The following is a 21,705-nucleotide window of genomic DNA, read 5'->3' as shown; positions in this document are numbered from 1 at the left end:
GCTGGGTTGGCTAGCTGTTCGGCCCGCGCCCCATGCCGATCGGCTGCCAGCGGCGCAGCTTGGTGGTCTGCAGCACCGCGGGGTTGACGCAGCTCATCGGCCACTTGTCCTGGAGCACGAGGGCGAGCTCATGTCCGACGCGGCGCTTGCGCGCCTCGTCGAAGCGCGCCGAGGCGCTGGCGACATGCGCGGTGAGGGTGACGTTCTCCATGCGCAGCAGGGGATTATTGTGGCTCGGCGGCTCGGTCTCGAGCACGTCGAGCGCGGCATGCGCGATCCAGCCCTCCTGCAGCGCCTTGATCAGCGCGCTCTCATCGACCGTCGGGCCGCGGCCGGTGTTGACGAAGATGGCCGAGGGCTTCATCTCGCGGAAATGCTGCTCCTTCAGCATGTGATGCACCTCCGGCCGCGCTGGGGCGTGCATGCTGACGAAGTCGGATTGCGACAGCACCTCGGAGAGCGTCGCCGGCTGGACCCCGTATTCCGCGATCTGCAGCTCCTCGACGAAGGGGTCATAGGCCATCATGCGCAGGCCGAAGGGCGCGGCGCGGCGGGCGACGGCGCGGGCGACGCGGCCGAAGGAGATGAAGCCGAGCGTCTGGCCCATCAGGCGCGGGATCTTCAGCAGTGCCGGGCGGCCTTCCTTCCAGCGGCCTTCGCGCACCATGCGGTCCTGCTCGATCAGCCGGCGGAAGCCGGCGAGCAGCAGGGTCATGGCATGGTCCGCCACCTCCTCGATGAAGGTGTCGGGCACGTTGGTGACGGGGATGCCGCGTGCGGTCGCCGCTTTCACATCGACGCTGTCGACGCCGACGGAGCCAAGGGCGATGATGCGGCACTTCGTCAGGCTGTCGATGATCTCCTTGGTGATCGGGATGCCCTTGGCATAGATCGCATCCGCCTCCTTCGCCACGGCGATGAAGCCGGCGGTGTCAGTGGGCGCCTCGACGATCTCGGCATCGATCTCCGCCAGCGCCTCGCTCTCCAGCGCGTAGCCGCCGCCGGCGACGGTGAAGCTGGCCCCGGCGGGGGTGACGATCCTGAACCTGGCCATGCGGCTCCTCTCTCCCTCTCTCTCCCGGGTGCTATGTCACGGGCCGCGCCCGGATCGCGGCCTCGTTGACCTCGACGCCCCAGCCCGGCCCTTCCGACAGGACCAGCGCGCCATCCTCGATCCGCGGCGCGGAGGTGAACTCGTCGCGCCAGGCGACGCTGTCGATATCGATCTCCATAACCCGGAAATTCGGGATGCAGGCGGAGAAGGTGGCGCTGATGGCGGTGCAGAGATTGCCGTAGAAATTATGCGGCGCGCAGTTGACCTCGTAGACGTCGCAGAAGGAGGCGATCTTCATGCTCTCGCCAAGCCCGTTCCAGATGACGTCGACGATGCCGACATCCATCGCGTACTGTTCGAGGAAGGGGCGGAATTCCCGCCGGCCATGCAGCGTCTCGCAGGAGGCGACGGGGCAGGGCGCCATGCGCTTGATCGTGGCGAGCGCCGCCGGGTCGTGGCTGTCGATCTCGAGCCAGGTGAGGTCATAGGGCGCCACAGCCTCGGCGACGCGCTGGAAGCCCTCGGTGCGGAAATGGAAATTGGTGTCGAGATGGATGCCCATCTCCGGCCCCACCGCGTCCCGGATGCTGCGCAGATGCGCCTTTAGCTCGGCCAGCAGCCGGTTGTCCCAGTTCAGCTCCGGCCAACCGGCATGCCGGCCGAAGCCCGGGGAATATTGGAACAGCGCGCCATCCGGCCCGGGGACCAGGATGTTGGTCTTCAGCGCGCGGAAGCCGCGATCCTTCACCTCGGCCGCGTGGCGGGCGACATCGGCGCGGCTGCGGATGACGGGAACGCCCATATGGGCCGCGTTTCGTACCCGGTAGCTGGCGAAATGCGACCAGTAGACCGGGATTTGCGTGCGGATTGGCCCGCCGAAAAGGGCGGCGACGGAGATGCCGCGCGCCCGCGCCGCGATGTCGAGTAGCGCGTTCTCGATGGCGGCGATCGCCTGCTGGTTCAGCCCGCCGCGGGATTGCCGCGTCATCACCTGCAGCCAGGCCGTGACCTCCTCCCACCGGGTGGGATCGCGGCCGATGACCAGCGGCGCCAGACTCTCGATGACGGAGGAGAGGCCGGCGGAGCCGAAGCTCTCGCTGTATTCCGACCAGCCGATGAGCCCGTCATCGGTCGTGACCTTGAGGAAGGAGAAGATCCGCCAGCCGGCATCGGCGCGCAGGGTCTCCAGCCGGGCGATCTTCATCGCGGTCTCCGTTCCTCTCCCGAACATCCTTGCGGCGCGGTGCCGCGCCGTGCCGGATCGAACCATGCCGGCCGCCTATCCACAAGCCGCTCCGGCGGGGTAGCGTCGCGGCATCGTGGAGGAGGATGCGATGGGCAAGCTGGATGGCAAGATCGCCTGGGTGACGGGCGCGGGGAGCGGCATCGGCGAGGCGGTGGCCGAGCGCTTCGGCGCCGAGGGCGCGGTGGTGGTGCTCACCGGGCGCCGGCAGGACCGGCTGGAGGCGGTGGCGGAGCGCATCCGCGGCCAGGGCGGCACGGCGCATGTGCAGCCGGCCGACCTGATGCGCGCGGCCGAGGTGCAGCGCGTCGCGGACTGGATCGGCGCGACGCTCAAGCGGCTCGACGTGCTGGTGAGCAATGCCGGGCTGAACGTGGTGGAGCGGGACTGGAAGCGGCTGAGCCCCGAGGGGATCGACCAGCTCATCCAGGGCAACCTCAGCTCGGCCTTCTACGTGGCGCGGGCGGTGCTGCCGATCATGCGCGAGCAGGGGGGCGGGGTGATGATCCACACCGCCAGCATGGCCGGGCGCAATGTCGGGGTGATGAGCGGCTCCGGCTACAACGCCGCCAAGCACGGCGTGGTGGCGATGAGCCACAGCCTCAACATGGAGGAATGCGTCAACAACATCCGCAGCACCGCCTTCTGCCCAGGCGAGGTGAATACCGAGATCCTGAAGAAGCGGCCGAACCCGCTGAGCCAGGAGGAGCTCGACCGGATGCTGCAGCCGGAGCAATGCGCCGACCTCATCCTCTACGTCGCCACCCTGCCGGAGGGCGTGACGATGAACGAGGTCTGGCTGACGCCCACCTGGAACCGCGGCTACGTCTCCGGGCTCCAGCGCAAGCTGTGACGGGCGGGAAGGCGAGGGCCGCGGCCCCCGCTATTCCTTCACCGCGCCGGTGAGGGAGGAGACGTAGTAGTCGACGAAGAAGGAATAGAAGATCGCGACCGGCAGCGAGCCGAGCAGGCTGCCGGCCATCAGCGCGCCCCACTGGTAGACATCGCCCGAGACCAGTTCGGTCAGGATGGCGACGGGGACCGTCTTGCTCTCGCTGCTCTGGATGAAGGCGAGGGCGTAGATGAACTCGTTCCAGGACAGGGTGAAGCTGAAAATGCCGGCCGAGATCAGCCCCGGCACGGCGAGAGGCAGGGTGATCTGCCGCAGGATCTGCAGCCGCGTCGCGCCGTCGATCAGCGCGCATTCCTCGAGCTCGTAGGGGATCGACTTGAAGTAGCCGATCAGCAGCCAGGTGCAGAAGGGCACCAGGAAGGTCGGATAGGTGAGGATCAGCGCGAAGGGCGTGTCGAACAGGCCCAGGCGGAAGACCATCGTCGCCAGCGGGATGAAGAGGATGGAGGGCGGCACGAGATAGGCCAGGTAGATGGCCAGGCCGACATACTGGCTGCCGCGGAAGCGCAGACGCTGGATGGCATAGGCGGCGAGCACGCTGGCAAACAGCGAGAGCGCCGTGGAGGCGATCGCCACCAGCATCGTCGTCCAGAGCCAGCGCGGATAGCTCGTGTTGAAGAGCAGGTGGCGGATGTGATCGAGGGTCGGGCTGGCGATCCAGAACGGGTTGTAGGTCTTGTAGTCGTAGAGCTCGGCATTCGGCTTGAAGGCCGTCACCGCCATCCAATAGAAGGGGAACAGCAGGATGAGGACGAAGCAGGCGAGCGGGACATAGAGCGTCACCACGCGGCGCGCCCGGCTGTCCCAGGTCATCACTTCCGGGGCGAGGGCGGCGCGGGCCTCCGGCCCGTCCGCGGTTGCGGTGCTGGCCTCAGTCATTGCCTTCCCCCTGCTGCCACTTGCGCCGCGCCATGCCGAAATAGGTGAAGAGCGTGGCGAAGATCAGGAACGGGATCATCGAGACCGCGATCGCCGCGCCCTCCGCCAGCTGCCCGCCCGGGATGCCGCGCTGGAAGGCGAGCGTCGCCATCAGATGCGTCGAGTTCACCGGCCCGCCGCGGGTGATCGCGTAGACGAGCTGGAAGTCGGTGAAGGTGAAGATGATCGAGAAGGTCATGACGATTGCCAGGATCGGCATGAGCAGCGGCACCGTGATCTGGGTGAAGCGCTGCCAGGGCGTGGCGCCGTCGAGCAGCGCCGCCTCGTAGAGGCTCGGCGAGATGGTCTGCAGCCCGGCGAGCAGGCAGATCGCGACGAAGGGGATGCCGCGCCAGACATTGGCCGCGATCAATGACCAGCGGGCCGGCCAGGTGGAGCCGAGGAAGTCGATATACGTATCCCGCAGGTGCAGCACATCGACGAGGATATAGGAGACGATGCTGAACTGCGGATCGTAGATCCACCAGAAGGCGATGGCCGAGAGCACCGTGGGCGTGATCCAGGGCAGCAGCACGATCGCGCGCAGCAGGCTCTTGAAGGGCAGGTGCTCGTTCAGCAGCAGGGCGAGCCAGAGGCCGAGGGCGAATTTCCCGACCGTCGCCACCGCCGTGTAGAAGACGCTGTAGAAGACCGCGGTCCAGAAGACCGGATCCTCCCACAGATACAGGAAGTTCTCGAGCCCCACCCATTCGCCGCCGCGGCCGATCATGGTGTCGGTGAAGGCCAGCCAGATGCCGAGCCCGAGCGGATAGGTGAGGAAGACCAGCAGCAGCCCCACCGCGGGCAGCATGCAGATGAAGACCAGGAAGGGCTTCCAGTCGAAGAACCGGGTCAGCCAGCCCGGTTCCTGCCGCACATTCTTCCAGGCCGCGCTCGCCGTCACGGACATGGGCGCTCTCCTCCCTGCATCCCGCGCCGCCGGCAGACCCGGCGGCGCTGCCTCGCTTCAGCTGCGGTAGTAGCGCCTTGCCCGGCGCTCGGCCTCGCGCGCCGCCGCCTCGGGCGTCGACTGGCCGGAGGCGACGGCGGCGCACATCTGCACCATCACGTATTCCGCCGTGGCCGAGGCCGCGGCCTGGTTGATCGGCCCCTTCCAGCCATTCCAGAAGCGGTTGTTCATGCTGTTGCGGAAGATCGCCAGCTTCGGATCGGAATCCCAGACCGGGCTCTTGTCATAGGCATTCAGCGGATGCGCCCAGTAGCCGAGGCATTTCTGCAGCCAGGGATCGTACTGCTCGCGCTCCATCATGAAGGCGAGGTAGGATTTGGCGGCGTTCGGGTAACGGCTGTGCTTGAACAGCATCGCGTTGATGGTCAGCGCCGATTGCGGGGCGGAGCCGACCAGGCCGGCGGGCAGCGGCGCGTGATTGGTGTCCGCCGCGATCGCCGCCGTCGCCGGGTCGTTCTTCAGCGAGAAGTAAAGCGAGACGCCATTCGCCGTCAGGAAGCATTCCTGCGCCGAATAGGCGCGGTTGTTCGAGACGTCGCTCCAGGAGAGCGTGCCGGGCGGGAAGGTCTTCTGCAGCTCGGCCGCGTATTTCAGCGCCTCGATGGTTTGCTTGCTGTTGATCGCGACCTTGCCCTGCTCGTCCACCAGGTAGCCGCCATGCGACCAGACCAGCCAGTTGGCATAGCCGTTGCCGTCGCCGACCGCATTGCCCAGGGTGAAGCCGGCCGGCTTGTTTGCCGCCTTCAGCTTGCGGCAGAGGTCGAGGTACTTGTCATGCTCGTTCGGGATCGTGTCGTAGCCGGCCTCCCTCACCGCGCTCTCGCGGTAGACGATCGGGCCGGCGGTGCCGCCGAAGGGAATGCCGATCCAGTCGTTGGCGCCGTTCTTCTTGCCGAATTTCTCGCCGAGGAACTTCCAGCCGCCATAGCGCTTGCCGAGATACTCGGCGACATCCGAGAGTTCGACCAGCTTGTCGACGAAGATATGCGGATCCTCGGCCCAGCCGAGCACCACATCGGGCCCGCTGCCGGTATTGGCCGTGACCGCGGTCTGGGCGCGGATATCCTCCCAGCCGACGAAGTCGACGCGCACCTGCACGCCGGTCTGCTGCTGGAATTTCTGGGTGTTCTCGCGGAACAGCACCTCGTCGGGCTCGACGAAGCGGGCCGGCCGCAGGATGCGCAGCGAGGCGCCGCTTTCGATCGGCAGCTTCAGCGTGGCGTCGGCCACTGGAATCTGCGCTGCCGATTCGCGTGCCATCGCCGCGGCCAGCGCGCCGGCGCCGAGCCCGAGGGCGGTGCGCCGCCTGATGATGTGCATCCCGTCCCGTTCTCCCGTTCTTGTGGTTCGTGTCTCAGGCGCTGAGGCGCCGTCCCGTATCGCTCTCGAAGAGATGCACCAGCCCCATCTCCGGCGCGATGCCGATGGTGTCGCCGGGACTGGCCGTGATCCGCTCGCGGAAGGCGCCGGTCAGCGGCGTGTCGCCGAGCCGCAGCAGCACCTGGGTCTCGGAGCCCGTCGGTTCGACGAGCTGCACCTTGGCCTGCAGCCCCTTGGGGTCGAGCCGGAGATGCTCCGGGCGGATGCCGTAGACGCTGGCCTTGCCGTCGGCTCCCGCCGGCAGCGGCAGCACGCCGCCGCCCTCCGCCTCGAAGCCGCCGCTGCCGGGGCGCCCCTTCACCAGGTTCATCGCCGGGCTGCCGATGAAGCCGGCGACGAAGAGATTGGCCGGCCGGTCGTAGAGCTCGAGCGGCGGGCCGACCTGCTCAACATGCCCGCCATGCATGACGACGATCTTGTCGGCCATGGTCATGGCCTCGATCTGGTCGTGGGTGACGTAGACGGTCGTCACCTTCAGGCGCTGGTGCAGCTCCTTGATCTCGGCGCGCATCTGCACCCGGAGCTTGGCGTCGAGGTTCGACAGCGGCTCGTCGAACAGGAAGACCTGCGGATGTCGCACGATGGCGCGGCCCATGGCCACGCGCTGGCGCTGGCCGCCCGAGAGCTGGCGCGGGAAGCGGTCGAGGAAGGGCTCGAGGCCGAGGATGCCGGCGGCGCGCCGCACCTCCGCCTCCATCGCCTCCTTCGGCGCCTTGGCCAGCTTCATCGAGAAGGCCATGTTCTGCCGTACCGTCATATGCGGGTAGAGCGCGTAGTTCTGGAACACCATGGCGATGTCCCGGTCCTTCGGCGGCACGTTGTTCACGACGCGGCCGCCGATGGCGATCTCGCCCGAGGTGATATTCTCGAGCCCGGCCAGCATGCGCAGCAGCGTCGACTTGCCGCAGCCCGAGGGGCCGACGAGGACGACGAACTCGCCATCGGCGATATCGACGCTGACGCCGTGCAGCACCTCGACCGGCCCGAAGGCCTTGCGGACATTCCTGATCGCAACCGACGCCATGCTGCCTCCCGTCCGCGGGCGTGCTCACCGGCCGCCCGCTTGTCCCGTTCTTGCGCCGTCCCGCCCTGGATCAGAGGCGGGAGACGGCGGTCTCCTTCGAGGTGATGAACTCGAGCAGCACCGGGATGCCCTGCTGCGTCTTCTCGATCCCGCGCCGGATCGCGGGCACGATCTCGGACGGATCGGTCACCCGCTCGCCATGCCCGCCGAAGGCCCGCGCCATCGCGGCATAGTCGCCGGAGATGTCGGTGCTGCGGTACTTCTCGGTGCTGACCGGCATGACCTTCAGCTCGATCGCCATGGAGAAGTTGTTCAGCAGCACGGACATGATCGGGATGCGCTCGCGCACCGCCGTCTCGAAATCCATGCCCGTGAAGCCGATCGCGGCATCGCCCCAGACATTGATGCAGAGCTTCTCCGGCGCTGCCAGCTTCGCCCCCATGGCGAGGCCGAGCCCGTAGCCGAGCTGCGTCGTCTTGCCCCAGCCGAGATAGGAGAGGGGGGTGGTCGACTGCCAGAAGGGCGAGATCTGGTCGCGCGGGCTGCCGGCATCATGGGTGATGATGACGTTGTCCTTGTCCACCGTGTGCTGCAGGTCCCAGAGCACGCGATAGGGGTTGAGCGGCGCGTCCTTGCAGGTGAGCTTCGGCATCCACTCGGCGAGCCAGGGCTCCTTGATCGACTGGATCTCGGCCGCGACCGGCGCCGGGTCGCGCGGCGATTTGACCAGGCTGGCGAGCTCGGAAAGCAGCGCATCCATGGTCAGCGCCGCGTCGCCGATGAGGCCGAGATCGACCTTGACGTCCTTGTTCAGGTGCATCGGGTCGAGCGTGGCCTGGATGAATTTCGGCCCCTTCGGCATCTTCGGGCCGAAATTGGTCTCGGTAAAGGAGCAGCCGATGCCGATGATGAGGTCCGCCTTGTCGAGGAAGACCCGCATGTGCTTGCCCATGGCGACGCCGGCGGCGCCGAGGGAGAGCGGATGCTCCTCGTTGAAGGCCGACTTGCCGCCGAGGCTGGTGCAGACCGGCGCGGCCAGCAGCTCGGAAAGCTTCGCCAGCTGTCCCCAGGCCTGCGCCCAGTGGACGCCGGTGCCGGCATAGATCACCGGCCGCTTCGCCTCGGCCAGCATCTTCGCCGCCCGCTTCACCTCCGCGGCCTCGGGGCCGTAGCGCGTCGCCATCACGGGCGCGTAGTCGATCTCCCCGACCTCCTCGTTCCAGAGATCGGTCGGCACCTCCACCAGCACCGGCCCGCCGCGGCCGTTGCGCAGCCGGGTGAAGGCGCGGCGCATGATGTTGGAGATCTCGGCCGCCAGCACCACCGGCTCGGCCGATTTCACCACATGGCGCATCGCCTCCGACGAGTTGTAGTTCGGGTCGATATGCGCGATGCGCCGCGGATAGCCCTGCGGCACCACCAGCACCGGCACGCTCTCGCCATAGGCCTGGGCGACGCCGCCATAGGCGTTCTCGCTGCCCGGCCCATGCTGCATGCAGAAGGCGCCGATCTTGCGGCCCGAGGTGACGCGGCTGATCGCGTCCGCCATGTGCAGGCCGATGCGCTCCTGCCGGACCATGACCGGCCGGATGTCGCGCGCGGCGGCGAATTCGATCAGGTGGTTCACCGGATAGCCGCAGAGGATCTCGACGCCCTCGCGCTTCATGATCTCGGCGATCGCTTCGCCCAGCTTCATGGCTCTCGTCCTCCCGCTCCGGGCCATTCCGGCCCGACGCCCGCGGCACGCATGCCCGACGCCTGCGGCCGGCATTCCGGTCCGCTTCCGTTTCCGCCGCAAGCCTAGCCTTGCCGGCGCGAACCGCGCAACCGGCCCCCCTGGAACGCCCCGCTTGTCGCCTTCCCGCCGGACAGGATCGGCCCATACTGCGCTGCATCAATGCCGGATGGAGGGGGATCGATGTCGCAGACCATATCCGAGGAGGCCTTCGCGGCGCTGGTCGCGCGCGCCGGCATGCCGCTGACGCCGGCGCAATGCGCCGCGCTGCAGGACGTCTGGCCGCGCTTCGCCGAGATGCTGCGCCAGATTCGCGGCGCGGCGCCCGCGACGATGGAGGCGACATTGGAAGGCATGCTGGCCGAACCGGCCACCACCTTCGCGGCGGAGGAGGGCCGGTGAGCGCCGCCACGCCGATCCCGACCATCGCCGAGGCCGCCGCGGCGATCGCGGCCCGGCGCCTCTCGCCGGTCGAGCTGACCGAGGCCTGCCTTGGGCGCGTCGAGCGGCTCGACGGCACGCTGCACGCCTTCATCCATCTCGATGCGGAGGGCGCCCGCGCCGCGGCGCGGGCGGCCGAGACGCGCATCGCGCGGGACGGGCCGCGCGGCCCGCTCGACGGCATCCCCTTCGCGCACAAGGACATCTACGGCACCGCCGGCCTGCCGACGACCGGGCATTCGCGCGTCCTCCAGGGCTCCGTGCCGCGCGAGGACGCGACCACGGTGCGCAATCTGGCCGAGGCCGGCATCGTCATGCTCGGCAAGCTGGCGACGCATGAATTCGCCCTTGGCGGCCCGAGCTTCGACCTGCCCTGGCCGCCGGCGCGCAATCCCTGGAACCCGGAGCATTTCACCGGCGGCTCCTCCTCCGGCACCGGCGCGGCCGTCGCCGCCGGCCTGGTGCTCGGCGGCACCGGCTCGGACACCGCCGGCTCGATCCGCCTGCCGGCCTCGCTCTGCGGCATCGCCGGCATCAAGCCGACCTATGGGCGCTGCTCCCGCGCCGGGGTGCTGCCGCTGTCGCAATCCCTCGACCATACCGGGCCGATGGCCTGGACGGTCGAGGACTGCGCCATCCTGCTGCAGGCCATGGCGGGATACGACCCGGTCGATCCGGCGAGCGCCGACCGGCCGGTGCCGGATTTCCGCGCCGGGCTCGGCCAGGGCGTGCGCGGGCTGCGCATCGGGCTGGTGCGTCACTTCCACGAGCGCGACCATCCCGTGGACGCCGCGACTCTTGTAGGCATCGAGGGCGCCGCCGACTTCTTCCGTCGGGAGGGCGCGGAGGTGCGGGAGGTGACGCTGCCGGGACTCGACGCGTTCAATGCCTGCGCCTGGGTCATCATGCTCGCCGAGGCCTTCTCCATCCATGAGGCGGTGATGCGCCGTGAGCCGGACCAGTTCGGCGCGATCCTGCGCGATCGGCTGGCGCTCGGCGGCCTGCTGACAGCGGCCGATTATCTGGCGGCGCAGAAGACGCGGCGGGCGCTGATCGCGGCGACCGAGGCGGCGACGGCGGAGGTCGACCTGCTGCTCACCGCCGCGCAGCCGGGCGAGGCGGCGCGGATCGACGCCGTGTCGCCCTGGGCTTTCCTCGACAAGCCCAATTTCACCACGCCCTTCAACGTCACCGGCTGGCCGGCGCTCTCGGTCTGCGCCGGCTTCGGCGCGGGCGGCCTGCCGCTGGCCCTGCAACTGGTCGGCAAGCCCTTCGCCGAGCCCATGCTGCTGCGCGCCGGCCATGCCTATGAGACGGCGCATGGCTGGCGGGCGCGGCGGCCCGCCTTGCTCGGCTAGCGGCGGGCATGGCGGCGACGGAAGGGGAATGGGAGGCCTGGATGGCGGCGGCGCAGGCCGGCGACGCGCGGGCCTACGACACCCTCCTTCGCGCCGCGCTGCCGCTGCTCCGCAACACCGCCCGCCGCCGCATCCGCGATCCGGCCGAGGCGGAGGATGCGGTGCAGGACGCGCTGCTGACGATCCACCAGCTCCGCCACGCCTATGATCCGACCCGGCCAATCCGCCCCTGGCTGGTGGCGATCTGCGAGCGGCGGGCGATCGACCGCCTGCGGCGGAGCGGCCGGCGGCAGGGGCGGGAGGTGCCGATCGAGGCGGGCGGCGAAACCTTGGCCGCGCCTCTGGCGAATCAGGGGGAGGCACGGGTCGCCTCGGCCGAGTTGCGGGCCGCGGTCGCCGAGCTGCCGCCGGCCCAGCGCACCGCGCTCGGCCTGGCCAAGCTCGAGGATCTGCCGCTCGCCGAGGCCAGCGCCCGGTCGGGCATGAGCGTCGGGGCGCTGAAGGTGGCGACGCATCGCGCCGTCCGGGCGCTGCGCCGACGCCTGGGTTCGGGGGAGCGGGAATGACGGCGAAGACGGGGGCGCCGGGGGGACAGGGCCCGTCCCGGCGCCGTCCCCTGGGGGTGCCGCGGATGGGGGTACCGCAGGCCGGCGGCGGGCCGCCGGGGTCGAGCGAGCGCCTCATCGCGGAGCTGGCGGCCGGGCTGCGGCCGGTCCGGCGCCTGCCCTCGCCGGTTCTGCTGGCGCTGCTCTGGCTGCTGCTGGCGGGGCTGGTGATCGCGCTGGCGGTCGCCGGTTTCGGGGTGCGGCACGATCTCGGCCATGCCATGGCCGAGCCGGGCGAGCGGGCGCAGTTCCTCGCCTCGGTGGCGACGGGCATCGCCGCGGCGCTGGCGGCGGCGATGCTGGCGCGGCCAGAGCGGTCCGGCCGCTGGGCGCTGCTGCCCTTGCCGCCGCTCGCCCTCTGGCTGGCCAGCCTCGGCTGGGGCTGCCTGGCCGATGTCGCGCGCCTCGGCCCCGCCGCCTGGGCGTTGGGGCCGAGCTGGGGCTGCCTGAAATTCATCCTGGTCCTCGGCACGCCGCTCACCGCGGCGATGCTGCTGCTGCTGCGCCATGCCGGCCCGGTGCGGCCGCAGCCGGTGCTGCTGCTGGGCGGGCTCGCGGCGGCGGCGCTCTGCTCGGCCGGGCTGTCGCTGGTGCACCATCTCGATGCCATGCTCATGGTGCTGGTCTGGCACGGCGCGGCGGTCCTGGCGCTGATGGGGCTGGGCTGGGCGCTCGGCCGGCCGCTGCTGGCGCCGCCCCTGGAACAGCCGGGCCACCGGGCCGGCTGAGGCGCCCGGCCGCAAGCCGGCGCAATGGGCGGTAGGCGCCGGGCCGCGCCATGCGGCATAGCGAAGGCATGGGCATCGATTCCCGCATCGCCGGCCTCGACTGGCCGCGCATCCACGAGGCGCTCGACGCGCATGGCGCCGCTCCGACCGGGCCGCTGCTGACGCCGGCGGAATGCGCCGGCCTCGCCGCGCTGTATGGCGAGGAGGCCGGGTTCCGCAGCCGCGTCGTCATGGCCCGGCACGGCTTCGGCCGCGGCGAGTACAAGTACTTCGCCACCTTGCCGCCACCGGTCGCGGCGCTGCGCCGGGCGCTCTATGCCCGGCTGGTGCCGCTGGCCAATGCCTGGCAGGCGAGGCTCGGCCTGGAGCAGCGCTTCCCGCCGGACCTCGCCGGCTTCACCGCCGAATGCCATGCCGCGGGCCAGCGCCAGCCGACGCCCCTGCTGCTGCGCTACGGGCCGGGCGACTACAATTGCCTGCACCAGGACCTCTACGGCGCGCTCGCCTTCCCGCTGCAGGTGGCGATCCTGCTGAGCGAGCCGGGGCGCGACTTCACGGGCGGGGAGTTCGTGCTGACCGAGCAGCGCCCGCGCATGCAGTCCCGCGCCGAGGTGGTGGGGCTGCGGCAGGGGGAGGGGGTCGCCTTCGCCGTGCATCACCGGCCGGTGCAGGGCAGCCGCGGCCCCTACCGGGTCATGCTCCGGCACGGCGTCAGCCGGGTCCATGGCGGCGAGCGCTTCACCCTCGGCATCATCTTCCACGATGCTCGCTGAGCGCCGCGGGGAACGCCGGGCGCCGCCGCGCTGTTCTGGGCAGCGGTCACGACGGGAGGGAGCGGACCGATGGGCATCGCCTTCGTGCATGAGCACGGGATACTGGCGGAGGATGAGCGTGAGCCGATCGAGCGCAGCCACTATCCGCGCCTCGGCGAGCTGGGACGGGACGAGGTCCAGGCGCTGGCACGCTGGCTGCGCGAGCGCCGCAACCGGGCGCGCGACATGATCCGCGACCGCCGGCGCGCCCGCCGCGGCAAGGGCGGCGGCGGCGGCGCGAACAGCGAGCGCCGCCTGGCGGCGAAGAAGCAGGTCTATGCCCGGGCCCTGGCGCGGGTGAATGCGCGTCTCGACCTGCTGGTGAACGAGGTGCGCATCGCCCGCAACGCCGCGCGGCTGCGCAAGGCGCTCGAGCGAAACCAGGCGCGGCCGCGGCACCATCCCGGCAGCGGCGCGAGCGCCGATGCGGGCATGTCCAGCCGGCCGAACCGCAAGGTCCGCCCGACCATCCATGGCGCGCGCATCGGCAGCGTCTCGCAGCAGGGCAAGACGGCGCAGGCGATGCACGACGCGCGGGGCTAGAGCGTGATCGCTTGAGGTGGACTCACCGGAAAGCGTGACTCACGCGATCAAACAACGGCCCAGGCCGTGATCCGCGACCCTGTGTGAGCGGATCGTGGTCTAGAGCAGGTCCCGATCAGTCGGACTCCCCTGACCGGGCGACGATGCTCGGCAGGCTGCGTCAGCCCAGGCCCGGCCCTGCCGGGTCGCGCGGCCCAAGGGCGGGAATGCGGGCGAGCAGGGTGCGCGCCCGCCGCACCACCGGCTCCGTCTCGCCGGCGAAGGGGGCGAGGGCCTCGAGCAGGATGCTGCGGGCCTCCGCCGCCCGGCCCGTCGCGGCCAGCAGCTCGGCCAGGGGCTGCGCCGCATGCAGGCCGAAGAGCCGCGCCCCCTGCGCCGCCGCGACGCGCAGCGCGGCGCGCAGATCCGCCTCGGCCTCGGCCGGCTGCCCCGCCATGCGGCGGATCTCGCCACGCTGGCGCAGCAGCACCGCCTCCTCCCAGACCGCGCCGCTCTCGGCCAGCAGGCCGAAGCCGGTCTCCATCCGGGCCAGCGCGCCGCCGGTATCGCCGGTGATCGACATCAGCTCCGCCTCCATGCCGAGGAAGCTCGGCACGAAGGTCATCGCCTGCATGCTGCGGTTCCAGGCGATGCATTCGCGGACCAGGGCGAGCCCCTCCTCGACCTCGCCGCGCCGGCCGAGCAGCAGGCCGACGATGGCCTTGGCGGCCATGTCGAGATAGCGCACCTCATGCTCCTCGCAGAGCGCGATCGCGCCGCGCAGGCGGGTGATGCAGGCCTCCTCGTCGCCGCGGTCGTAGTCGAAGCGGCCGATGGCGTAGTGCCCGTAGGCGATGGCGAAGGGGAAGCCGGAGGCCTCGGCCGCGGCCAGCGTGGCGGCGAGGTCGCGCCGCACCTCCGGCAGCCGCCCGGTGATGGCACGCGCCCAGGCCGCGTAGCAGCGCGTGCTGATCACCGTTGCCTGGGCCGCGAGGCCGGCGCTGCGCTCCCCGGCCGTCCGCGCATCCTGCGCCAGCGCCTCGTCGAGACTGGCGATGGCGGTGGCGAACCGTCCGCGCAGGAAATGGGTATGGCCCATGGCGCTGTGGGCGGTGGCCAGCGCCGCGCCCGAGCCGCGCACCGCGGCCTGCGCCAGCAGCGCCTCGGCCCGCTCGGCCGCCTGGTCCATGCGGCCGCGCATCCAGGAATGGCTCCACTGGCCGTGCATGGCGTTGCGCAGCTGCGGCTGGCCGGGCAGCCGCTCGGCGAGCTGCCGGGCGCGGTCATAGGCCTCGCCGGTCTCCAGCGCGCTGTGGCCGCGCAGGCTGAGCAGGGCATTGCCGGCGAGGAGCTGCATCTCAAGCTCCGCCCGGTCATGCGCCTCCGCCTCCGGCAATGTCCGCAGCAGGGCGATGCCGCGGCGGAGCTGCACCAGCGCTTCCTCCATGGCGGCGCGCTGCAGAGCCTGCTGCGCGCCGCGCAGCCACCAGCCGACGGCGAGCGCGGATTGCGTCGCCTCCGTCCGGTGATGCGCGATGACCTGCGGCTGCGCCGCCGCGCTGGCCGGGAAGTCGCGCTCGATGATGTCGGCCACCCGGGCATGCAGCGACCGGTAGCGCTCACGCGGCAGCATGCCGAGCGCGGCGTCCTGGATCAGCGCGTGGCGGAAGCGGTAGCGCAGCCCGCCCGGATGCCGCTGCAGCACCCGCGATTCGACGAGGCGGGCGAGCATCGGCGCCAGCGCCTCGGCCGGCCGGTCGAGCAGGGCGGCGAGCAGCGCCGCGTCGAATTCGCGGCCGATGACGGAGGCGACCTCGGCGACCTGCCGCGCCTCGCCCAGCCGGTCGAGCCGCGCCAGCAGCGAGGCGTGCAGCGAGACCGGCACGCTGGCCCGCTCGCTCTCGCGCCGCGGCGCCAGGCCAGGGGCATTGCCCGGCTCGCCGCCGGCCGCCCCACCCCCCGCCGCACTTCCTCCTGCCGCACTTCCTCCTGCCTGGGCGATCTGCTCGACGACGGCGCGCGTGAGCTCCTCGAGAAACAGCGGCACGCCGTCGGCCCGGCGCAGGATGTCGCGGGTGATCGAGGCCGGCAGCGGCACGTCGCGGGCCACGTAGCGCACCAGCTCGGCCGCCTCGGGCTCGGCCAGCGGCGTCAGGGCCAGCCGCTCCACCCCCGGCGCGGCGAGCCAGGGCGGGGCGAATTCCGGCCGCGCCGTGACCACCGAGAGCACGGGCAGATGCGCCACCCGCTCCACCCAGAGCGCGAGCAGCTCGCGGGTCGTCGGGTCGGTCCAGTGCGCGTCCTCCAGCACCATCAGCACCGGCCGCAACCGCGTGGTCGCGGCGAGGCCGTCGGCCAGGGCCAGCAGCAGCCGCTCGCGCCGGCGCTGCGGCGGCATCGGCGGCAGCTCGGCGAGCTCCGGCGCAGCGAGGGCGAGCTGCTCGGCGATCAGGGCGAAATCCGCCGGCGGCAGGCCGGAGAGGATGCCGCGCAGCTTGTCGAGCCGCGTCGCCGGCGGGTCGGCGGGGAGGATCCGGCTGTCGCGCTCGAGCTGCTGCAGCACCGGCTGCAGCGGCATGCCCTGCTGGTGCGGCGCCGCGAAGTAGCGGATGATGATACGGCTCTCGGTCTGCCGCAGCAGCTGCGCCACCAGCCGCGACTTGCCGATGCCCGCCTCGCCGGAGACCAGCACCACCCGGCCGCTGCCGCGGCAGGCCTCGCGCCAGAGCGTCTGCATCCGCTCCAGCGCCGCCTCGCGGCCGAGCAGCGGCAGGCTCGCCCCGCCGGCGCGGGCGGCGAAGCGGTCCGGGCTGCGCGAGACGCCGAGCGCCTGCCAGGCCTGCACCGGCTCCGGCCAGCCCTTCATCGGATGCCGGCCGAGATCGCGGAACTCGAACAGCGCGCCGACGAGGCGGCGGACGCTGTCCGAGACCAGCACCGTGCCCGGCTCCGCCAGCGCCTGCAGCCGCGCCGCCAGGTTCGGGGTCTCGCCGAAGACGTCGAGATGCCGCGGATCGCCAGTATCGGCGAGGTCGGCGACGACGACGAGGCCGGTCGAGATGCCGATGCGCACCGCGAGCGGCCGGCCGGCCCGCGCCGGCAGGGCCGCCACCGCCTCGAGGATGTCGAGGGCGGCGCGCACCGCCCGCTCCGGATCGTCCTCCTGCGCCGCCGGATAGCCGAAATAGACCAGCACCCCGTCGCCGACGAGGCGGCCGAGATGCCCGCCATGCGCCGCGACGGCCTGAGTGGTGGCGCGGTAGAAGCGGGTGATGGCCTCGGTGAATTCCTCGGGATCGGCATTCGCCGCGAGGCTGGTCGAGCCGACCACGTCACAGAACAGCACGGTCATCGGCCGCAGCTCGCGCGAGCGGGGCGGGCCGGGGCGGAGCGGCGCCCGGCCGGGGGCCTGCCGCAGCCCGCATTCGCTGCAGAAGCGGGCGGTCGCGGGCAGCACGGCGCCGCAGCCGGCGCAGACGATATGCGGGCCGCCTGCTCCCGGTCCTGCGCTGGAATCCGCCATCGGGGCCACGCGACGGTGCCTTCCCTCCGTTGCGCGGGCCCGCCGCGCGGGCCGACATGCGATCGCCGCACCTGCCTTGAAAGGAGGGCCGCTGCGCCAACCGCGGTCGGGGGCGCATCGCATGACGCCGGGTTTCAGTGTCACGCAGTATCACACAGCGGCGCCGCGAGCGGAATGCCGCCCCCTCGCGCGGGCTCCCGCCCGCGCCCAGGACAGGAGCGGGGGGCAGGGGCGGGGGCAGGGGCAACGGCGCCACCCTCCTGGCGTTGTCGAAGCCCAACCCGAGAGAGGACGACGCCATGCCATCCGATCCGACGCCGCCACCTGGCTTCCCGGGACCCGAAATCCCGCCCATGCCGCCCGGCCCGCCCTCGCCGGCGCCCGGGCCGAGCCCGCTGCCGCCCGCGCCTACCCCCGGCCCGGAACTGCCGCCGCAGAACCCGCCGGGACCACGGGAAATGCCGCCGCCGCAGGCCTGAACTTAGCCCGGGCGACCGGTCCGGCGGCGCATCTTCGGCCGTTCCGGGCCGCGCCGAGGCATCCCATCCTCACCCGACGCGTTGCATCCATGCCGACCGCCACCGGCGGCCGGCATGACAGCGAGCAGCAGGAAGGACAGCTTCATGGCGGGTTCCAGCGGCGAGATGCCGCATGGCGGCAGCCGGAACAGCAATCCGGGTAACTTTGCCAACAACCGCGAGAAGGCGTCGCGGGCCGGCCAGCTTGGCGGCTCGCGCCAGGGGGCAGCCAACAATCCCGGCAATTTCGCCAACAACCGCGATCGGGCCCGCGAGGCCGGGCATCTCGGTGGCGTGCACCAGGGAAAGCGGAACAATCCGGCCAATTTCGCCAATGATCCGGCGAAGGCGCGCGAGGCCGGCCATATCGGCGGCATGCATCAGGGACGCCAGAACAACCCGGCGAATTTCGCCAATGACCGCTCCAAGGCGAGTGAGGCGGGGCGGTTGGGCGGCCAGCATCGCGGTGCCCGGCGGGCCGCCGAGACGCCCGAGGCACCGGCCGAGCCGGAAGGGGCCGGAGAGGCCTGACGCCGTCTGGCCGTTGCCAGGGCGGATAGAGAGGAGCGGGCATTTCCGCCCGGCGGCAAGCTGATCTAGTCTCCCTCCCGACACGGAGGGAACGGATGGGACCGCTCAAGGGCCTGCGCATCCTGGAATTCGCCGGAATAGGGCCGGGCCCGTTCTGCGGCATGGTGCTCGCCGATCTCGGCGCCGAGGTCCTGCGCATCGAGCGCCGGGGCGGCCCGAAGGAGAGCGCGGCATCCGCGCAGGCGGATTTCGTCAATCGCGGCCGCCGCTCCATCGCGCTCGACCTCAAATCGCCGGAGGCGATCGCCGCGGTGCTGCGGCTCATCGAGGGAGCGGATGCGCTGATCGAGGGGTTCCGCCCCGGCGTGATGGAGCGCCTCGGCCTCGGCCCCGAGCCCTGCCTCGCGCGCAACCCGCGCCTCGTCTTCGGCCGCATGACCGGCTGGGGGCAGGAGGGGCCGCTGGCGCAGTCCGCCGGCCATGACATGAACTACATCGCGCTGACCGGCGCACTCTGGTCGATCGGCCGGCCGGGCGAACGGCCGGTGCCGCCGCTCAACCTCGTCGGCGATTTCGGCGGCGGCGGCATGCTGCTCGCCCTCGGCGTGGTCGCGGCGCTGCTGCACGCCAAGGCCAGCGGCGAGGGTCAGGTGGTGGACGCCGCCATGGTGGACGGCGCCTCGCTGCTGATGGCGCCGATCTACGCCATGAAGGCGCGCGGGCGCTGGCGGAACGAGCGCGGCACCAACATGCTCGACGGCGCGGCGCCCTGGTACGACACCTATGAATGCGCCGATGGCCGCTGGCTCTCGGTCGGGCCGATCGAGCCGCAATTCTTCGCCCTGCTCTGCGAGAAGCTCGGCCTCGACGCGCGCGACTTCCCCGATCGCATGGAGCCCGCCGCCTGGCCGGCGCTGAAGGAGCGGCTGGCCGGCATCTTCCGCAGCCGTACCCGCGACGACTGGGCTGGGCTCTTTGCGGGCACCGATGCCTGCGTCGCCCCGATCCTCGACATGGAGGAGGCGCCGGCGCATCCGCACAACGTGGCGCGCGGCACCTTCACGCTGCGCGACGGCGTCGTGCAGCCCTCGCCGGCGCCGCGCTTCAGCCGCACCCCGGGCGAGATCGCCGGCCCGCCGCCGCTGCGCGGCGCGCATACCGAGGCGGTGCTGCGCGAGGCCGGCCTCGGCGCCGGGGACATCGCGGCGCTGCGCGCCGCCGGCGCCATCGATTGATCGAAGGCCCGTTGGGCTGCCTGCTGGGAGAAACGTGATGGACACCAACCTTGCTGCCGGCGGCGCCCGCCTGACCGGGCCGCGCAGCGTCTTCACCGCCGAGCACGAGGCCTTCCGCGATACGGTGCGCCGCTTCTACGACAAGCATGTCGTGCCGCATCACCGGCAATGGGAGCGCGACGGCATCGTCCCGCGCGAGCTCTGGCGGCAAGCCGGGGAGGCGGGCATCCTCTGCCCGATGCTCGCCGAGGAGCATGGCGGCGCCGGCGCCGATTTCGGCTACAGCGCCATCGTGATCGAGGAGATCGCCCGCACCAACTGCACCGGGCCGGGCTTCCCGCTGCACTCGGACATTGTCGTCCCCTATATCGAGGACCTGGCGCGGCCCGAGAGGAAGCGCGAATGGCTGCCCGGGATGGCGCGCGGCGAGATCATCGGCGCCATCGCCATGACCGAGCCGGGCATGGGCAGCGACCTCAAGGCGATGCGCACCACGGCGAAGCGCGAGGGCGACCACTACGTCATCAACGGCTCCAAGACCTTCATCAGCAACGGCCAGCTCGCCGATCTCGTCATCGTCTGCGCCAAGACCGACCCGACGGCGGGCCGCAAGGGCATCAGCCTGATCTGCGTGCCCGCCGGCACGCCCGGCTTCACCAAGGGCCGCAACCTGGAAAAGATCGGCCTGCACGCCCAGGACACCTCGGAGCTGTTCTTCGAGGATGTGCGGGTGCCGGTCGAGAACCTGCTCGGCGAGGAGAACAAGGGCTTCTCCTATCTCATCCGCAACCTGCCGCAGGAGCGCCTGGTGATCGCCGTGCGCGCCGCCATGGGGATGGAGGTGATGCTCGAGAAGACGGTGCAATACGCCAAGGAGCGCCAGGCCTTCGGCCAGCCGGTCATCGACTTCCAGCACAACCGCTTCAAGCTGGCCGATGCCAAGGCACAGGCGGCGATGTACCGCGTCTTCGCCGATCACTGCCTGGCGCTGCACCTGCGCGGCGAGCTGACGGTGGAACTGGCGGCGACCGCCAAGCTGATGGGCGCCGAGATGCAGAACCGGCTCTTCGACGATTTCCTGCAGATCCATGGCGGCTACGGCTACATGGCGGAATACGAGATCGGCCGCGCCTGGGCCGATGCCCGCGTCGGTCGCATCTATGGCGGCAGCAGCGAGATCATGCGCGAGATCATCGGGCGCACGCTGTGAGGATGCGTCGCCACGGTCCATCCCGCCGCGCGCTACTCGGCGCGGCGTCCGCCCTTGCCCTGCCGGCGCTGGCCCGCGCCCAGACCCAGTTCCCCGACCGGCCGATCACGCTGCTCGTCCCCTTCACCCCGGGCGGTGCGACGGATGTGCAGATGCGCGCCCTGGCCGAGGCGGCCTCGCGCGCCTTCGGCCAGACGGTGGTGACGGAGAACCGGCCGGGCGCCGGCAGCACCCTGGGCGCTGCTGCCGTCGCCCGCGCCAAGCCGGATGGCTATCTCGTCGCGCAGATGACGATGCCGGCGCTGCGCCTGCCCTTCATGCAGCGCATGCCCTACGACCCGCGGCGCGACTTCACGCCGATCCTGCATCTCACCGGCTACACCTTCGGCGTGCTGGTGCGCGCCGATTCGCCCTGGAAGACCTGGCAGGAGCTCGTCGCCGATGCCAGGACGCGGCCGGGGACGCATCGCTGGGGCAATACCGGCGCCAATGGCACGCCGCATCTGGCGATGATGGAACTGGCCGGGCGCGAGAAGCTCGAGGTCGAGCACATCCCCTTCCGCGGCGAATCCGATGCTTATCCGGCGCTGCTCGGCGGCCATATCGAGGCGCAGGCGGCCGGCACCGGCGGCGCCCAGATGGTAGTGGACGGCCAGCTCCGCTTCCTGAATTTCTGGACCCGCGAACGGGTGCCGCGCTTCCCCGAGGTGCCGACGCTGCTCGAGCTCGGCTATCAGGGCATGGTCATCACCTCGCCCTATGGGCTGGTGGCGCCGGCCGGGCTCGATCCCGGCATCCTCGGCGTGCTGCACGAGGGTTTCCGCAAGGCGCTGTTCGACCCGTCGCATCTGGCGGTGCTGGCGCGGCTCGACCAGCCGGTCGAGTATCTCAACAGCACCGATTACGCGCGCATCATGGCCGAGACGATCGATGCCGAGGAGGCGATGGTGAAGCGGCTCGGCCTGAAGACCGGCTGACGAGGTCC

The 21,705-nt window shown here is 71.2% G+C and carries 19 protein-coding genes; 11 read left to right on the top strand and 8 right to left on the bottom strand.

The annotated features are described in order from the left end of the window. Positions 1-10: 10 nt before the first annotated feature. Together HJG45_RS16955 and HJG45_RS16950 are read right to left on the bottom strand one after the other, a co-directional pair. Complete coding sequence (locus HJG45_RS16955) at positions 11-1,054, bottom strand: C-terminal binding protein (protein ID WP_171613292.1); 1,044 nt, start codon at positions 1,052-1,054, stop codon at positions 11-13. 31 nt (positions 1,055-1,085) lie between these two features. Then, complete coding sequence (locus HJG45_RS16950) at positions 1,086-2,258, bottom strand: mandelate racemase/muconate lactonizing enzyme family protein (RefSeq protein WP_171613291.1); 1,173 nt, start codon at positions 2,256-2,258, stop codon at positions 1,086-1,088. A gap of 130 nt (positions 2,259-2,388) precedes the next feature. Between HJG45_RS16950 and HJG45_RS16945 the strand changes: the two genes are divergently transcribed. Beyond that, on the top strand, positions 2,389-3,150 hold the full coding sequence (locus tag HJG45_RS16945) for an SDR family oxidoreductase (protein WP_171613290.1): 762 nt from the start codon (positions 2,389-2,391) through the stop codon (positions 3,148-3,150). Between the two features lie 30 nt (positions 3,151-3,180). Here the strand turns inward: HJG45_RS16945 and HJG45_RS16940 are convergent, their stop codons facing one another. The 5 genes from HJG45_RS16940 to HJG45_RS16920 form a co-directional block, all read right to left on the bottom strand. Then, positions 3,181-4,089 carry a carbohydrate ABC transporter permease gene (locus HJG45_RS16940; protein WP_171613289.1) on the bottom strand — a complete coding sequence of 303 codons (909 nt, stop codon included), beginning with the start codon at positions 4,087-4,089 and terminating at the stop codon, positions 3,181-3,183. Then, entirely contained in the window at positions 4,082-5,038 is a 957-nt protein-coding gene (locus tag HJG45_RS16935) for a carbohydrate ABC transporter permease (protein ID WP_171613288.1), read from the bottom strand. Before HJG45_RS16935 ends, HJG45_RS16940 begins: the two co-directional genes overlap by 8 nt. A gap of 57 nt (positions 5,039-5,095) precedes the next feature. Beyond that, positions 5,096-6,418 carry an ABC transporter substrate-binding protein gene (locus tag HJG45_RS16930; protein ID WP_171613287.1) on the bottom strand — a complete coding sequence of 441 codons (1,323 nt, stop codon included), beginning with the start codon at positions 6,416-6,418 and terminating at the stop codon, positions 5,096-5,098. 34 nt (positions 6,419-6,452) lie between these two features. Beyond that, complete coding sequence (locus HJG45_RS16925; protein ID WP_171613286.1) at positions 6,453-7,502, bottom strand: ABC transporter ATP-binding protein; 1,050 nt, start codon at positions 7,500-7,502, stop codon at positions 6,453-6,455. A 70-nt stretch (positions 7,503-7,572) separates the two neighbouring features. Further along, a complete protein-coding gene (locus HJG45_RS16920; RefSeq protein ID WP_171613285.1) occupies positions 7,573-9,198 on the bottom strand; it encodes a thiamine pyrophosphate-requiring protein in 1,626 nt (541 codons plus the stop codon). A gap of 222 nt (positions 9,199-9,420) precedes the next feature. Between HJG45_RS16920 and HJG45_RS16915 the strand changes: the two genes are divergently transcribed. The 6 genes from HJG45_RS16915 (at position 9,421) to HJG45_RS16890 (ending at position 13,724) form a co-directional block, all read left to right on the top strand. Further along, on the top strand, positions 9,421-9,639 hold the full coding sequence (locus HJG45_RS16915; RefSeq protein WP_171613284.1) for a hypothetical protein: 219 nt from the start codon (positions 9,421-9,423) through the stop codon (positions 9,637-9,639). Continuing rightward, positions 9,636-11,036: an amidase gene (locus tag HJG45_RS16910; protein ID WP_171613283.1), complete on the top strand. Its 1,401-nt coding sequence runs from the start codon at positions 9,636-9,638 to the stop codon at positions 11,034-11,036. The genes HJG45_RS16915 and HJG45_RS16910 overlap by 4 nt, the downstream gene beginning before the upstream one ends. Positions 11,037-11,044: 8 nt before the next feature. Beyond that, positions 11,045-11,602, top strand: coding sequence for a sigma-70 family RNA polymerase sigma factor (locus HJG45_RS16905; protein ID WP_171613282.1), 558 nt, complete (start codon positions 11,045-11,047; stop codon positions 11,600-11,602). A 65-nt stretch (positions 11,603-11,667) separates the two neighbouring features. Further along, positions 11,668-12,369, top strand: coding sequence for an NrsF family protein (locus HJG45_RS16900; protein ID WP_171613281.1), 702 nt, complete (start codon positions 11,668-11,670; stop codon positions 12,367-12,369). 68 nt (positions 12,370-12,437) lie between these two features. Then, complete coding sequence (locus HJG45_RS16895; protein ID WP_171613280.1) at positions 12,438-13,142, top strand: 2OG-Fe(II) oxygenase; 705 nt, start codon at positions 12,438-12,440, stop codon at positions 13,140-13,142. A gap of 69 nt (positions 13,143-13,211) precedes the next feature. Beyond that, positions 13,212-13,724, top strand: a complete 513-nt coding sequence (locus tag HJG45_RS16890) for a hypothetical protein (protein WP_171613279.1) — start codon at positions 13,212-13,214, stop codon at positions 13,722-13,724. Positions 13,725-13,884: 160 nt separating this feature from the next. Here the strand turns inward: HJG45_RS16890 and HJG45_RS16885 are convergent, their stop codons facing one another. Beyond that, on the bottom strand, positions 13,885-17,160 hold the full coding sequence (locus tag HJG45_RS16885; protein WP_171613278.1) for an AAA family ATPase: 3,276 nt from the start codon (positions 17,158-17,160) through the stop codon (positions 13,885-13,887). 689 nt (positions 17,161-17,849) lie between these two features. Between HJG45_RS16885 and HJG45_RS16880 the strand changes: the two genes are divergently transcribed. The 4 genes from HJG45_RS16880 to HJG45_RS16865 all read left to right on the top strand — a co-directional run bounded on the left by HJG45_RS16880 (position 17,850) and on the right by HJG45_RS16865 (position 21,697). Continuing rightward, positions 17,850-18,275: a general stress protein gene (locus HJG45_RS16880; RefSeq protein WP_171613277.1), complete on the top strand. Its 426-nt coding sequence runs from the start codon at positions 17,850-17,852 to the stop codon at positions 18,273-18,275. A gap of 95 nt (positions 18,276-18,370) precedes the next feature. Beyond that, on the top strand, positions 18,371-19,510 hold the full coding sequence (locus tag HJG45_RS16875; RefSeq protein ID WP_171613276.1) for a CaiB/BaiF CoA-transferase family protein: 1,140 nt from the start codon (positions 18,371-18,373) through the stop codon (positions 19,508-19,510). A gap of 37 nt (positions 19,511-19,547) precedes the next feature. Beyond that, positions 19,548-20,720 (top strand): acyl-CoA dehydrogenase family protein, encoded by a 1,173-nt coding sequence (locus HJG45_RS16870; protein ID WP_171613275.1) that lies wholly within the window; start codon positions 19,548-19,550, stop codon positions 20,718-20,720. A gap of 2 nt (positions 20,721-20,722) precedes the next feature. Then, positions 20,723-21,697 (top strand): tripartite tricarboxylate transporter substrate binding protein, encoded by a 975-nt coding sequence (locus tag HJG45_RS16865; RefSeq protein ID WP_171613274.1) that lies wholly within the window; start codon positions 20,723-20,725, stop codon positions 21,695-21,697. The last annotated feature ends 8 nt before the right edge of the window (positions 21,698-21,705 follow it).

Origin of the sequence: Roseicella sp. DB1501, assembly GCF_013112485.1 — a bacterium.
Taxonomy (GTDB): Bacteria; Pseudomonadota; Alphaproteobacteria; order Acetobacterales; family Acetobacteraceae; genus Paracraurococcus.
This window is presented reverse-complemented; position numbering and strand designations above follow the sequence as displayed.